Below are 12,766 nucleotides of genomic sequence, written 5' to 3' on the forward strand. Positions count from 1 at the left end.
AGGTCTGACTCGATGCAGACCTTGGCATGGTGAAACCGTTGCGTCACTTCCGGTCTAAGCGCGGTCTTGGTGCCCGATGCCGTGCATAGCAAGAATGAGCCCTTTTAAGACATTGGACAATGCCGGCTACCCTGCACAACAGGAAAGTTTTTTCACATCCATATTGAAGGTTTGAGCAGCAAGTTTTAGTCCTTCAACGGTTGTCAGATATGGGAAAATCATTGCTCCCAAATCATCGTAGGTCATGCCTGCTTTGATCGCTAAGACAGCTGTTTGGATGGAATCCGAGCCTTCGGGCGCAAGAATATGTGCACCTAGCAACTTCTTGGTTTCTCCGTCGGCAACCAGTTTGATGAGGCCACGTGTGTCTCGGGCGGCCAAGGCACGGGGCATATTATCGAGTGTGAGAATAGAGGTGAGCACGTTCTCGTACTGCTCCATTGCCTGCGCTTCGGTGAGACCAACGCTGGCCATCTGTGGGTCGGTAAACACAACGGCAGGCATAGCCGAATTATCGTAGGAAAGGGAATTGCTCTTCATGGCATTTTTAGCGGCGACTTTCGCGCCATAAGCGGCCATGTAAACGAATTGGTCGCGTCCCGTGACATCGCCTGCCGCATAAACATTTTTGCGTGTGGTGCACATTTGCTCATCCACCTTTACGCCGCCAAACCGGTTGGTGTCGATGCCTGCGCCATCAAGGTTCAGGCTTTCCACATTGGGCGTGCGCCCCGTCGCCACCAAAACTTTTTCGGCTGAAATCTCGCGGGGATTTCCGCTCTCTTGAACCGTTAGAACGATCGAACCATCACGTTGCTCGATACGGCTGTACGAAATGCCGCTGATGAGCGTGATGCCTTCATCTTCAAAATATCCAGTAAGAGCAATGCCAATTTCAGGCTCCGCTTCTGGGAGAAGGCCGCGACGACTGATGATTGTCACTTTAACCCCAGCCCGCGCGAACACTTGGGCAATTTCTGCGCCGATATAGCCTGCCCCAATCACCAGAAGGGATTCAGGCAGTGTTTCCAGCTCAAGGGCGGTGGTACTGGTGAGGTAGGGTACGCCTTCAATCCCTTTTATTGATGGCAGAGCAGCTCGGGCTCCTGTGGCGATGATGACCTTGCTGGCGTTGATGACATCACCATCGACGAGGAGCGTTCCATCATCTGAAAATGCTGCTTTGCCGTCGAGATAGGAAACGGAGTTATAGGCTGGCAGCAGATCACTGTATTTCGCTTTGCGAAGGTCATCGACCAGTTCTTGTTTCTGTCGCACCACGGCTTGCCAATCGGTCACCTTCGCTGAAGCCTCGATACCGTTGAACCGTTCGGCAGCGCTTGCGATGTGCAATGTTTCGGCCGCGCGTATTAGAGCCTTTGACGGCACACAGCCGACATTGACGCACGTTCCCCCAATCGTGTCGTGGCCAATGAGAGCAACCTGCGCGCCTTCATCTGCCGCTGTAATTGCCGCAGAGAATCCAGCCGAACCCGCTCCAATGACGGCCACATCGAATGTGCTGTTGCCGCTCATGATGCTTGCGCCTTTGTCCTGCGCCACACAGCGTAAAGCGTGATGCCGATGAAGATTGCCAGAGCGGGAAAAAGCACAAAGTCGAGGTAGCCCACGACCGCCGAAAGGCCGACCGCGCCAAGCAGCACCACCAAAGCAGGTGTGAAGCAACACAGTGCGGTAATGAGGGTGCCGACGATCCCTGTTGCAAGGAGTTTTTTGTTACTCATGATCGTTGTCTCAAGCTTTTCTACGGCTGCGATAACCGCCAAGGAATTGACTGTTTTGTTCGCCTTGAGACTGGAGTATACAACCTGTAGTAACTACAGGAGCAAGAGGAAAAATGGGCTGGGCTATTGGCAAAGCATCTGAGCTTAGCGGTGTTGGTATCGAGACCATCCGCTACTATGAGCGCGAGGGCATCACATCGAAGCCGCCGCGCACATCTGCTGGGCGACGCGACTATGACGCGCAGACGATTTCGCAGTTACGATTTGTAAAGCGATGCCGAGAGCTTGGGTTCTCAATTCCAGACATCACTGAGCTTATGAAGCTCTCTTATTCGGATAAGCCCACCTGCGAAGAAGCAGGGAAGATCGGCACGGATAACTTAGCGCTTGTCCGTCAGAAAATTGCCGACCTAAAGTGTATGGAACAGGCATTGCAGGAACTCGTCGCGTCTTGCCGTACAGGACGGAAAGACTGCCCTATGCTCAAGAAGCTTTTCGCTGACTGAACTGTCGTTTTGTCCGCCTAGCAGCCGTTCCCAGAATGACGTTCCGGTCTGCATTTGCATCAAAAAATGGGCCGACGCTTGGGTGAGCGTCGGCCCGCTGGCCCGATCTTTGGGGACGGGGAGGGTGGGGACGTGACCGGACCAGTTTTCCGTTTCGGCTAGGCGTTACACCCGGCCGTCATTGATGGAGGCCCAGACGGTCTCGTCGAACTCCGACTGGCGCTTGATGTAGTGGTAGTTGGTTTCATCCCAGCGCAGGACGTTGGCTTCCTGGTTATCGAGGATGAAGTCACCGCGATCGGTGCGTACCGTCAGCACCGCATGACCTTCGCCAGAACGTTCACGCACCACGGTGATTAGCAGCGCCGAGGCCGGCCAGCCATTGTCGATGAGCATTTGGCGCTTCATCAGCACATAGTCTTCGCAGTCGCCGTAGGTCGTCGGCATCGTCCAGACTTCCGGATGGCCGTAGAGCTCGGCATCGGTCACCGGTTGGATGGCCTGGTTGACGTGCGTGTTGACGGCCAGAAGATCGCGCCACGACGTTTCGCTTAGTTGAACCACGCTTGGCGATGCCGTGCGCTGCACGCAGATCGATGGCGTGCGTTGGCAAAGCTGCACGTAGCCAATCGGCGCGCTCGTCGCGCCGAGCACTTCCATATAGGGAAGTTCGGCATGGGCGACGCCCATTTGCCCCGCAAACAGTGTGCCTGCAATAATCCCAAGAACTTTGTTACGCATGGAACCCCTCCTTGTTACAGGATCGGTTCTAGCACTGCCTTTTTACTTTGACGTTCAAGTTCAAATGGCAATATGAGGCAAATTATCGAAGTATTTATATTGTATTTGATTTGAGTTTTATTTGAGTTTGAATCGCCTTTGTGACGTGTTTGATGAAAGTTTGAATCAAATTTTGCCCGTGTGCCGATGCATCATACCGGCGCCTTGATAGGTGGCGATCCGCATTGCGCCACGGTCTCAAGATTGGAGGCTATGCCTAGGCCAGGCGCGCAACAAAAAAGCCGCGCTGTGGGCGCGGCTTGCAAAGCGAAACCTGTAAAAGAAATTTGGTGTTGGCTGCTGCCTAGGCGTTCGGCTCTAGGAAACGAAGGCCGCCGATGTGTCGCCGTCTTTCTGAACGACCGCAAACTCCAGGGCGATCCCATCGTCCAGATGGCGCACGACGCGGGCGCGCATATTGCCGAGCTGAACCATCGAATTGATCGCCGGGCGAACGGTCGTGCGCACAGCGGCACCGGACAAAGAAATGTCGAGCACGACGCATTGGTAGTGGCGTCCATCCGACATGGTGATGCGCGAATAGGGATTTTCGACCGGCTGGCGTTCGTGGCGTCGATCCTCGGGCAGGTCGAGAATCTCTTTGTTGGCCAGATAGGTCAGCTGGGAGGCGAGTTTGTCCCGCTTGTGCGCGGAGGCTTTGATGGTCATCGCAAAGCCGCCACTGATGTGACGGGCAATGGTGCCTTCGACACGGCCAATATGATCGATGTAGGCGACCACCCGATCACCGATATTGCCGGTAACCGGCGAGACGATGCCAGCGCCGCCTGGCGACATATCGATCACCTGGCAGGGATATTCCTGCCAATTGGGCAACATAAAGCGTCCAAGCAAGTTCACTTCGACGCGCTGGTATCGGCGGCGGTCGGCAGCTTGTGAAGATGCTATTTCAAGGGCGCTGGGCTGCATTGGCAATTCGCTTGACGGTGATCAGTCGAATTGCACCTTGAAGGCTTTAGGTAAATGCCAGCTAAACGCGGGCGCGCTTGTTGCGTTCTTTTGCCGGTTTATCGAAAAGCCGCCGAAAAGACTTGCATCGCGCCTTGCCGAGCGGGCTTAGGACCGGCCGCCTTCGATGATCCGGAAGGCCTGGCGGCGCGCGGTGGCGCGCGATTCTGAAACGGTCGAATCGCGCACTGCAACGTCGAAGTCACCTTCGACCAGATCGCCCAAAGGCCCGTCATCGTTGAGGAAATCGGATTCCATCAGGGCGTCGGCATTCACCGCATGGCGCAGGAACGCCGGCTGCTCGTCCGGCCAAATGAGGCGCATCGAGGTGATCTCGTGACGTTCGACCGGGTGAAGGCCGAGCCAGTAGTCAGAGTCCGATGGCGCGGCGATGCCAAGAATGCGCGGATAGTCTTTGCCGCCATAGCGCAGCGGCAGGAGCAGCATTTCAAACGGCGCGCGTTGGCCGCGCTGATTAATCCCGTGATAGCCGACGACAGCCGCTGCCGCGTCTTCGCGGATCGCCATCAACATGGTGTCCAGCGCTTCAAGGTCCTCCTCATTCCAGTACTGACGGAAGGAGCGGCCCTTCAGCTCCCGGCAGTAGGCTGCGCAGAGCGATGAGCCAGCCAGGCGGTAAGAAAATTCGACCCCCGACACGTGCTCAAGGATGAAGACGTCGCTGAGCAGAGATTTGATCGCAGCCGGTTCAATGTCGCGGCGTTCTGGGGCAGGGCGGTCACCGCGCAGGTCCTGCCAGTATTGATAGAGCCGCTTGCTGCTAACAGATTTCATGACATCTCAACCAATGTTTACCTTTGTGTCTCACTTGGAGACAGGTGGTGGGGGTGTGTTGAGATGCTAATCAGCACGGATTTCCATGAAATGCAGGCGGTTGTGATGATTAACCTTAACAAGGCGTTATCATTGCCCTCGCCTGTGGATTGGGCGACGTTAACGCCTACACACACCTTCGGTTTTCTATTGAAACCAACACATCGACGGGCGGATTTGCCCCGTTTCGGCGCTCTTCCAGACTCGCGCTGAGGCAGAATTTTCCGACAAGGGGATGTGACCAGCCGCTGGCGAAAGCCGGCGGCTTTTTTTTGCCGAGCACGTGCGCCCATGACGGTCGCATCGTGAGCGGTGCGATCTATATAGGGGAAGCGGCTGGGCGTTGAGCAGCGTTGTGGCAACACACCAAGGTTTTTGAAAAGGCAGGCAGAATGGAGCCGATGAGACAATCAGGACAGGGTGGTGATGATGGCGCGATGCGCCCGGTGCCACCACGTCCGCCGCGTGAGCCGGCGTTCAACGTGCCGCCGCTCCTGTTGGGTCTGGTTTTGCTGTTCGCTGCCATTCACGCGCTTGTCTATCACGGACCGCAGACGCTCGGGACCGAGCTGTTTCTCAATTTTGCGTTCTTTCCGGCTCGCCTTCTGGCGTCGGACGAAGTTCTCAACCAGTTTTTCGTTGGCCCAGCTTGGCTGGGCTATCTGACCTTTGCCACCTATGGATTGCTACATGGCAGCTGGATGCATCTGGGTATGAACGCGCTTTGGCTGGTCACGTTCGGCGCTCCAGTGGTCCGCCGTCTGGGCACGCAGCGCTTTTTGCTGCTCCTGTTGCTCGGCACGATTGCTGGCGCGGCGACCCATGTGATCGTCCATTGGGGCAGTGCGGCGCCCTTGGTCGGCGCGTCGGCGGGCATTTCAGCGGTTATGGGCGGCGCGGCGCGGTTCGTGTTCGATCCGCGTGACCGGGGCATGTTTGCCTCCTTGCGGCATCCTGAACTGATGCGCGAGCGGCCAGTTCAATCCCTGCAAGATCTTTGGAGCAATCCGACCGTCCTAATGTTCTGCGGCATGTTGATCGTTTCCAACCTGCTTTTCGGCGCGGTTTCGGTTCCCGGCGGTGAAGGCGGATCAAGCATAGCCTGGCAGGCCCATCTGGGCGGCTTTGCGCTTGGCTTTTTCGGTTTCCCGCTGTTCGATAAGCGTCCTCGCATCCGCGTCGTCTGATGACTGCGCCCGGCGTCTGAAACATCGCGACATGGCCCGTGAAGCAGGCGGCCAAAAGCCGGTCTTGCCAATCTGCTCAAGCTTGGCGCATGCTCGCTCTTTCAGGGCAGCCTTTCCAAGAAGCTGTCATGTAAAGGATCAACGCCTGCCAAGTTTAGGAGGGGGATGCCATGCAAGTAAGCGCAATATTGGCCGAAAAAGGCCATGAGGTCGCAACCGCCAATCCCGAAACCACCATGATGGCCGTCATGGAAGACCTTTCGGAGAAAAACATCGGCGCCATCATCGTTACCAATGAGCGCCAATCGGTGGTCGGCATCATCTCCGAGCGCGATATTGTGCGGGCCTTGGCCCAGCATGGTGCAACGGTCTTCGACCAGCCGGTGGCAAACTACATGACGCAGTCGGTGGTCACCTGCTCAGAGCATGAATCCAGCCATGATTTGATGGGCAAAATGACAGCCGGGCGGTTCCGCCACGTGCCGGTTGTCTCCGATATGCGGCTGGTTGGTGTGATTTCGATCGGCGATATCGTCAAGGCGCGCATCGAAGAGGTTCAGCGCGAGGCCGAAGCCCTGCGCGACTACATCGCGTCCAGTTAACAAGCTAGCCAGCTAGTCTGCCGATGAATCATCGCCTGCGGCGCTCTGATCGGTGTCTTCGTCATCGTCGATGCCAAGCAAAGGCACGCCCTGCGTGGTTGCTGCTTGGCCCAGTATGTTCTGCTGGTTCTGAGCATTGACAGAGTCTTCTGCTTGGACAGGCGAACCGAAGGTGAAGAGCGCGGCGATCAGCACGCTCATGAGCAGGCTTAGTCCAAGCAGTTTGCTGATTTCTTCCAACATGGAACCTTGTCCGTCGTGGCAGCGCGGGGGTGGCTGCCGCCACGATTCAAGCTATCAACAAAGCCTTTCGGTCCGGTTAACCTTTGGTTAGAGCACTTTGCGATCTGGCTGATTCAGGTAAGCGCCGCAAAACGCTTGAATCTAGGGCGTGTCGCGGGTCAGCTTGATCGCATAGTGCCCTAGTGCGCCGACAATCGCTCGGTAAGGGCGGCGATGTCGTCCAAGGCGCGTGTGGCGGCTGCGCGACCAGCGGCAATGGCCTGATCCGCCTTATGAAAATCGAACATGCCGATGCCCCCCACATGGGGCGCGATGGTGGTGTCAGGCGGATCGCCAGCCAACCGCATGCGCGTCAACCGATCTTGGATGATCGTGAACGACTGCATCATGACCGCTGGAATACCGCGCGGCCCGTCATCATCGTCGGCGCCAAACTGGCTGCGCAAAATTTTGCGAAACGGATTGGCAAAACCCGTCACGTCCTTCCAGCCGAATGTGGACTCGTCAGCGTCGTTGCGAGCGTCCTGCCCGACAGGATCGCCTTCAAAATCTGGAAGGTCGGGCACGACACCGCCATGTGGCATGGTTTCTGGCGACAGGTTCACCGCAATCACCAGGCGTGCACCATAGGCCCGGCAAACCGAAACCGGCACCGGATTGACCAACGCGCCATCCACCAAAGCCCGTCCATTGATCTCAATCGGATGAAACACGCCGGGCAGCGCGTAGGACGCCTGCATCAGCCGGATCAGATCGCCCCGCCGCAGCCAAATTTCATGGCCGGTCGCCAACTCCGCGGCGATGAACACGGTGCGGATCGGCAGCTCTTCCAAGCGCAATCCAGCCATATGAGCCGCGAGCCGCGCCTCAAGCCTTTTGCCTGCGATTAGCCCGTTCGAAAGCGGTGTCAGGTCAACAAGCGAAAACACGCGCCGTGAGGTGAGCGATAGGGCAAAAGCTTTGAGTTCTGCCAGCTTGCCGGCACTGAACGCACCGCCTGAGACGGCGCCAATCGACGTGCCGGCAATCACATCGGGCACGATGCCGTTTTCCGCCAGAACTTCCAGCACCCCGATATGCGCCCAACCCCGCGCGGCGCCACCGCCAAGCGCCAGACCAATTGTCGGGCGTCCATTGGTTTGGCTTTGAACGCTGCTGAGCGTGTCGTGGTGTGTGACGGGCATCGTGGACCCTATGATCCGCCGTAAAGCGTATCTTTGGAGACAAGCGGCTGCTCGTGCGTGTGCAACACCCAATCGCCGGTCTTGCTTTGCACCACGCGGTAAAAGCAGGACGCGAAGCCGTTGTGACAGGCGCTTCCGCGCCCTTCGACGCTGACCTCTACGATCAGCGCGTCCTGGTCACAATCGACATAGAGCGCCTGCAGTTTTTGAAGTTCGCCACTCGATTCGCCCTTCTTCCAAAGCGATGCCCGCGAGCGCGACCAATAATGGGCGTATCCCGACTGCAGGGTCGCCTGGATTGCGTCCGCATTCATATGCGCGACCATCAGGACCCGCTTTGTCGCATGATCGACGGCAACGGCCGTCACCAGGCCGTTTGCGTCGAAGCGCGGCGCGAAACGGTCGCCAAGTTCCTGAATTTCGGTTTCGGCAGACGGTGGCGGGAATGACATGGCGGAACACGGTAAGGATTGAAAAAAGGACAGCGTGACCGGTTGGCCGCGCTGCCCCAGCAACCCTATCCGCGCACAAGCGTCAAGAAGCGCACCTGTTCGTCGGCTTCTTCGAACACGCCGGTAAAGCGCGTCGTGATCGTCGAGGATCCGGCTTTGCGAATGCCGCGCATCGACATGCACATATGCTCGCCTTCCACCATCACGGCGACGCCGCGTGGCCCGAGATACTCTTCGATGGCCATAGAGATTTGTGCCGTCATCGCCTCTTGAGTCTGCAGGCGGCGCGCATAGGCGTCGACCAAACGGGCAAGCTTGGACAAGCCAACGACACCGGCGCGCGGGTAATAAGCGATATGCGCCTTACCGACGAACGGCACCATGTGGTGTTCACAGTGCGAGTGAAAGGGGATGTCTTTGAGCAGGACGATGTCCTGATAGCCTTCGACTTCCTCGAACACCCGGTCGAGAATCTCTTCAATATCAGCATCATAGCCGGAAAACAGTTCACCATAGGCCTTGGCGACGCGCTTGGGCGTGTCGATCAGACCCTCACGGGTCGGATCGTCGCCCGCCCAGGCGATCAGCGTGCGAACCGCCTCTTCGGCCTCTTCGCGCGACGGGCGCGCGTGGGCCGGGCGTGCCTCGGACGTTTTCAGGCTGTCGAGGATCGCGTCCATGATATTCTCCGGGTGGGATTGGTCTTTTTTGGTCATTGCACCGGAACGTACGACATTGGCAGGAGTATGGACCAACCGGTCCAGCGTCTTCGGCTGGCGGTCGTGCCACGGTGCTGACACTATGCCGCCTCAACGCCCGATTGCATATGGAGCAGATCGGCCTACATTCCAGAGGCATCACAATAACGTTAGGTGGCGGCCTCGGCCGAACGCAAGCATGCTTGACGATCTATATAGCGCACGACTGCTATCGCTTTCGGCCAATATTCCCAATCTCGGCCGTCTGGACGCCCCGCAGGGCAGTTCAACACGTCATGCGCGGATGTGCGGTTCGGTGGTCACCGTCGATGTTGTTCTCAATTCTGATGGTTTGGTCTGCGAGTTTGCGCAGGACGTCAAAGCCTGTGCGCTTGGACAAGCCTCGGCGGCCGTTTTGGGGGAAGGGGTTATGGGTGCTTCGCCGAAGGAGGTCAGCCAGGCTCGCGACGGGCTTCGATCCCTGCTTGCTGGCGAGGATGTGGCGTTTGGTGACCGTTTTGCCGATCTGTCGATCTTTGAGGCGGTGCGTGACTACAAGGCGCGCCACGCGTCGGTGATGCTTGCCTTTGAAGCGACGGCGCAGGCCATGGAGCAAGCACTGGAAGAGGCACCGGCAAGCCAGGCCGAACCGGTCTCGTGACGACGGTTCTCAGGGCTTTTATTCGCTTCTACCAGCTGACGCTTTCCTCGATCTTTGGGCGTACCTGCCGGCATATGCCTTCTTGTTCGGCTTACACCGACGAGGCGATTGCCCTGCACGGCGCATGGCCCGGCGTTTGGATGGGAGCGGCGCGCATCTGGCGTTGTCGGCCGCTTGGGTCATCCGGTCTAGACCCGGTGCCGGAACGCTTGAACCCGCAGGCGCGCTGGTATACGCCCTGGCGCTATGGGCACTGGACCGGCGCCCATATACCCAAAGATCATCGGCTGCCGGACTAATCCAAGCCGGATCGAACATTTCGCGCTTACCTGCACTCGTAGGCAGGAGTTGAGCCAAAGGAGCGATGACAATGCCCTCTCTTACCATGCCTGATGGAACAGAGCGTTCGCTGGATGACGGTGCGACGGGCGCCGATCTGGCCGCGTCCATCTCCAAGTCTCTGGCCAAAAAGGCCGTCGCTGTCGCCGTTGACGGAACAGTCGGCGACCTGACCGATCCGCTGCCCGATGGGGCCAAGGTCGAGATCGTGACCCGCGATGATCCGCGCGCAACCGAGCTGATACGCCACGACGCTGCCCATGTGATGGCCGAGGCCGTGCAGGAGCTTTGGCCGGGCACGCAGGTCACCATCGGCCCGGTGATCGAGAACGGCTTTTTTTACGATTTCTATCGTGACGAGCCGTTCACGACCGAGGATCTGCCGGTCATCGAGAAGAAGATGCGCGAGATCATTGCGCGCAACAAACCCTTCACCAAAGAAGTTTGGAGCCGCGATAAGACCGCAGAAGTTTTCAAGGAGAAGGGCGAGGACTTCAAAGTCGAGTTGCTCGACGCCATTCCTGACGGCGAAGACGTCAAAATCTATTTTCAAGGCGATTGGTTCGATCTCTGTCGGGGCCCGCACATGGCGACAACCGGGCAGATTGGCCAGGCTTTCAAGCTGATGAAGGTGGCCGGCGCTTATTGGCGCGGGGACAGCGACAACCAGATGCTGACCCGCATCTACGGTACCGCGTGGCAGGACGAGAAGGGGCTGAAAGCTTATCTGCACATGCTCGAAGAGGCCGAGAAGCGCGACCATCGCAAGCTTGGCCGCGAGATGGATTTGTTTCATTTCCAGGAAGAGGGGCCGGGCACGGTTTTCTGGCATCCCAAGGGCTGGACGCTGTTTCAGAACCTCACCAGCTATATGCGCCGGCGCATCGGCAAGGATGGCTACAAGGAGGTCAACGCGCCGCAAGTGCTCGATAAATCGCTCTGGGAGACGTCGGGTCACTGGGGTTGGTACTCGGAGAACATGTTCGGCGTGAAGGCCGCTGACGCGCTCGTTGAGCCGGACGATGAGAACGCCGACCAGCGCGTGTTTGCGCTCAAGCCGATGAACTGCCCAGGGCACGTTCAGATCTTCAAGCACGGGCTGAAAAGCTATCGCGACCTGCCAATGCGGCTCGCCGAATTCGGCGCGGTCCATCGCTATGAGCCCTCTGGCGCTTTGCATGGCCTGCTGCGGGTGCGGGCGTTCACGCAGGACGATGCGCATGTGTTTTGCACCGAGGACCAGCTGGAATCCGAAATTCTAAAGATCAACGATCTGATGATGTCGGTTTACGAGGATTTCGGTTTTGAAGAGGTCGAGGTGAAGCTCGCTACTCGGCCAGAAAAACGCGTCGGCACCGACGCGGCCTGGGACCATGCCGAGGACATATTGAAGCGCGCGCTGGAGCGCATGGCGGCCGAAGACCCGCGCATCAAGATCGGAATTAATGAAGGCGAGGGAACGTTTTATGGGCCAAAGTTCGAGTATACGTTGAAGGATGCCATTGGCCGCGATTGGCAGCTTGGCACCACGCAGGTGGACTTTAATCTGCCCGAACGGTTCGGCGCATTTTACGTCGACAAGGATGGCGACAAAGTGCAGCCGGTGATGGTGCATCGAGCGATCTGCGGATCGTTGGAACGGTTCCTTGGCATTTTGATTGAGAGCTATGCCGGGCATTTCCCGCTCTGGCTGGCGCCGACGCAGGTGGTGGTCGCGACCATTACGCAGGACGCGGACGCCTACGCCCAAGAGGTGTATGAGGCGCTTTTGGCCAATGATTTCAACGCTGAACTCGATAATCGCAACGAGAAAATCAACTACAAGGTGCGCGAGCACTCGCTGCAAAAAGTGCCGGTGATCCTGGTGGTCGGCAATCGCGAGGCCGAAGAGCGCTCGGTGAATGTGCGCCGCTTGGGCGTCAAGCATCAAACGGCGATGAGCCTGGATGAGGCACTTGCTAGCCTCAAAAAGGAAGCGACACCGCCGGATTTGGCCAGAAAATCAGAGGCTTAGAGCAAACGCCCGGTGCTTAAGCGCCGGGCGTTTTTTCATCCAACTCGGCAAAGGCCTCCTTGGCCACGGCCAGCGCGTTGAGGGCGGCAGGAAACCCCGCGTAAACTGCGATTTGTATCAGGATTTCAACCACTTGCTCGCGTGAAAGGCCGACGCGCAAACCTGCCTGGATGTGCACTTTCAGCTGCGGCGCGGCATTGCCGATTGCAGCCAGCGCGGCGATGGTGGTGATCTGACGGTCGCGTAGCGCCAGGTCCTCGCGACCATAAACATCGCCAAAGGCGAAATCGCTGACAAAATTGGCAAATTCCGGTGCGATATCGGCCATGGCGTCCTTCACGGCGCCATAGGCATCCGGATGAAGTTCGTCCAAAATGCGTGTGCCGCGGGCGCGTCGATCATCCAGTGGGTCGGTCATGCAGTTTCACTCGTTTGGCGTTGAGGGACAAAATGTAATCGCGACGAAAGCCTTTTCGTCGTGCCCTTGTCGCGTCAATCGTCTGGAACAACGGCCCTTTGGTCGCGACAAACACACATTCAGTCGCGACAAAG

Annotated in this window: 16 protein-coding genes; 6 read left to right on the top strand and 10 right to left on the bottom strand. The window is 57.9% G+C overall.

The annotated features are described in order from the left end of the window. Nucleotides 1-126: 126 nt before the first annotated feature. Together merA and merF are read right to left on the bottom strand one after the other, a co-directional pair. Nucleotides 127-1,536: a mercury(II) reductase gene (gene merA / locus JJ917_03205; protein MBO6697820.1), complete on the bottom strand. Its 1,410-nt coding sequence runs from the start codon at nt 1,534-1,536 to the stop codon at nt 127-129. Continuing rightward, entirely contained in the window at nt 1,533-1,745 is a 213-nt protein-coding gene (merF, locus tag JJ917_03210; protein MBO6697821.1) for a mercury resistance system transport protein MerF, read from the bottom strand. The genes merA and merF overlap by 4 nt, the downstream gene beginning before the upstream one ends. 113 nt (nt 1,746-1,858) lie before the next feature. Between merF and JJ917_03215 the strand changes: the two genes are divergently transcribed. Beyond that, nucleotides 1,859-2,251, top strand: coding sequence for a MerR family transcriptional regulator (locus JJ917_03215; protein MBO6697822.1), 393 nt, complete (start codon nt 1,859-1,861; stop codon nt 2,249-2,251). Nucleotides 2,252-2,416: 165 nt separating this feature from the next. Here JJ917_03215 and JJ917_03220 read toward each other — a convergent pair whose 3' ends face one another. From JJ917_03220 to JJ917_03230, 3 genes are all read right to left on the bottom strand, one after another. Next, on the bottom strand, nt 2,417-2,992 hold the full coding sequence (locus tag JJ917_03220) for a transglutaminase-like cysteine peptidase (protein ID MBO6697823.1): 576 nt from the start codon (nt 2,990-2,992) through the stop codon (nt 2,417-2,419). Nucleotides 2,993-3,349: 357 nt separating this feature from the next. Continuing rightward, nucleotides 3,350-3,961, bottom strand: coding sequence for a PilZ domain-containing protein (locus tag JJ917_03225; GenBank protein MBO6697824.1), 612 nt, complete (start codon nt 3,959-3,961; stop codon nt 3,350-3,352). A 147-nt stretch (nt 3,962-4,108) separates the two neighbouring features. Beyond that, nucleotides 4,109-4,795: a PAS domain-containing protein gene (locus JJ917_03230; protein ID MBO6697825.1), complete on the bottom strand. Its 687-nt coding sequence runs from the start codon at nt 4,793-4,795 to the stop codon at nt 4,109-4,111. Between the two features lie 440 nt (nt 4,796-5,235). Here JJ917_03230 and JJ917_03235 point away from each other — a divergent pair, with 440 nt between their 5' ends. Together JJ917_03235 and JJ917_03240 are read left to right on the top strand one after the other, a co-directional pair. Then, a complete protein-coding gene (locus JJ917_03235) occupies nt 5,236-6,021 on the top strand; it encodes a rhomboid family intramembrane serine protease (protein ID MBO6697826.1) in 786 nt (261 codons plus the stop codon). 170 nt (nt 6,022-6,191) lie between these two features. Continuing rightward, nucleotides 6,192-6,623, top strand: a complete 432-nt coding sequence (locus tag JJ917_03240) for a CBS domain-containing protein (GenBank protein ID MBO6697827.1) — start codon at nt 6,192-6,194, stop codon at nt 6,621-6,623. A 12-nt stretch (nt 6,624-6,635) separates the two neighbouring features. Here JJ917_03240 and JJ917_03245 read toward each other — a convergent pair whose 3' ends face one another. The 4 genes from JJ917_03245 to folE form a co-directional block, all read right to left on the bottom strand. Further along, nucleotides 6,636-6,866 carry a RebB family R body protein gene (locus JJ917_03245; GenBank protein ID MBO6697828.1) on the bottom strand — a complete coding sequence of 77 codons (231 nt, stop codon included), beginning with the start codon at nt 6,864-6,866 and terminating at the stop codon, nt 6,636-6,638. A gap of 179 nt (nt 6,867-7,045) precedes the next feature. Further along, on the bottom strand, nt 7,046-8,050 hold the full coding sequence (locus tag JJ917_03250; GenBank protein MBO6697829.1) for a patatin-like phospholipase family protein: 1,005 nt from the start codon (nt 8,048-8,050) through the stop codon (nt 7,046-7,048). A gap of 8 nt (nt 8,051-8,058) precedes the next feature. Beyond that, nucleotides 8,059-8,502: a phosphoribosyl-AMP cyclohydrolase gene (gene hisI / locus JJ917_03255; GenBank protein MBO6697830.1), complete on the bottom strand. Its 444-nt coding sequence runs from the start codon at nt 8,500-8,502 to the stop codon at nt 8,059-8,061. Nucleotides 8,503-8,567: 65 nt separating this feature from the next. Next, the gene (folE, locus tag JJ917_03260; protein ID MBO6697831.1) at nt 8,568-9,182 is read right to left on the bottom strand and encodes a GTP cyclohydrolase I FolE; all 615 of its coding nucleotides are present in this window, start codon (nt 9,180-9,182) and stop codon (nt 8,568-8,570) included. Nucleotides 9,183-9,399: 217 nt separating this feature from the next. Between folE and JJ917_03265 the strand changes: the two genes are divergently transcribed. The 3 genes from JJ917_03265 (at nt 9,400) to thrS (ending at nt 12,214) form a co-directional block, all read left to right on the top strand. Continuing rightward, a complete protein-coding gene (locus JJ917_03265) occupies nt 9,400-9,861 on the top strand; it encodes an iron-sulfur cluster assembly scaffold protein (GenBank protein ID MBO6697832.1) in 462 nt (153 codons plus the stop codon). Beyond that, the gene (gene yidD, locus JJ917_03270; GenBank protein MBO6697833.1) at nt 9,858-10,160 is read left to right on the top strand and encodes a membrane protein insertion efficiency factor YidD; all 303 of its coding nucleotides are present in this window, start codon (nt 9,858-9,860) and stop codon (nt 10,158-10,160) included. Before JJ917_03265 ends, yidD begins: the two co-directional genes overlap by 4 nt. Before the next feature lie 71 nt (nt 10,161-10,231). Beyond that, complete coding sequence (gene thrS, locus JJ917_03275; GenBank protein MBO6697834.1) at nt 10,232-12,214, top strand: threonine--tRNA ligase; 1,983 nt, start codon at nt 10,232-10,234, stop codon at nt 12,212-12,214. A 16-nt stretch (nt 12,215-12,230) separates the two neighbouring features. Here the strand turns inward: thrS and JJ917_03280 are convergent, their stop codons facing one another. Beyond that, nucleotides 12,231-12,632, bottom strand: coding sequence for a carboxymuconolactone decarboxylase family protein (locus tag JJ917_03280; protein ID MBO6697835.1), 402 nt, complete (start codon nt 12,630-12,632; stop codon nt 12,231-12,233). Nucleotides 12,633-12,766: the final 134 nt, after the last annotated feature.

It is taken from the genome of Hyphomicrobiales bacterium (assembly GCA_017642935.1).
GTDB lineage: Bacteria > Pseudomonadota > Alphaproteobacteria > Rhizobiales > MH13 > MH13.

Coding starts and splice junctions, on each gene's coding strand:
- merA (MBO6697820.1), bottom strand. CDS start 1,536: ATGAGCGGCAACAGCACATTCGATGTGGCCGTCATTGGAGCGGGTTCG.
- merF (MBO6697821.1), bottom strand. CDS start 1,745: ATGAGTAACAAAAAACTCCTTGCAACAGGGATCGTCGGCACCCTCATT.
- JJ917_03215 (MBO6697822.1), top strand. CDS start 1,859: ATGGGCTGGGCTATTGGCAAAGCATCTGAGCTTAGCGGTGTTGGTATC.
- JJ917_03220 (MBO6697823.1), bottom strand. CDS start 2,992: ATGCGTAACAAAGTTCTTGGGATTATTGCAGGCACACTGTTTGCGGGG.
- JJ917_03225 (MBO6697824.1), bottom strand. CDS start 3,961: ATGCAGCCCAGCGCCCTTGAAATAGCATCTTCACAAGCTGCCGACCGC.
- JJ917_03230 (MBO6697825.1), bottom strand. CDS start 4,795: ATGAAATCTGTTAGCAGCAAGCGGCTCTATCAATACTGGCAGGACCTG.
- JJ917_03235 (MBO6697826.1), top strand. CDS start 5,236: ATGAGACAATCAGGACAGGGTGGTGATGATGGCGCGATGCGCCCGGTG.
- JJ917_03240 (MBO6697827.1), top strand. CDS start 6,192: ATGCAAGTAAGCGCAATATTGGCCGAAAAAGGCCATGAGGTCGCAACC.
- JJ917_03245 (MBO6697828.1), bottom strand. CDS start 6,866: ATGTTGGAAGAAATCAGCAAACTGCTTGGACTAAGCCTGCTCATGAGC.
- JJ917_03250 (MBO6697829.1), bottom strand. CDS start 8,050: ATGCCCGTCACACACCACGACACGCTCAGCAGCGTTCAAAGCCAAACC.
- hisI (MBO6697830.1), bottom strand. CDS start 8,502: ATGTCATTCCCGCCACCGTCTGCCGAAACCGAAATTCAGGAACTTGGC.
- folE (MBO6697831.1), bottom strand. CDS start 9,182: ATGGACGCGATCCTCGACAGCCTGAAAACGTCCGAGGCACGCCCGGCC.
- JJ917_03265 (MBO6697832.1), top strand. CDS start 9,400: ATGCTTGACGATCTATATAGCGCACGACTGCTATCGCTTTCGGCCAAT.
- thrS (MBO6697834.1), top strand. CDS start 10,232: ATGCCCTCTCTTACCATGCCTGATGGAACAGAGCGTTCGCTGGATGAC.
- JJ917_03280 (MBO6697835.1), bottom strand. CDS start 12,632: ATGACCGACCCACTGGATGATCGACGCGCCCGCGGCACACGCATTTTG.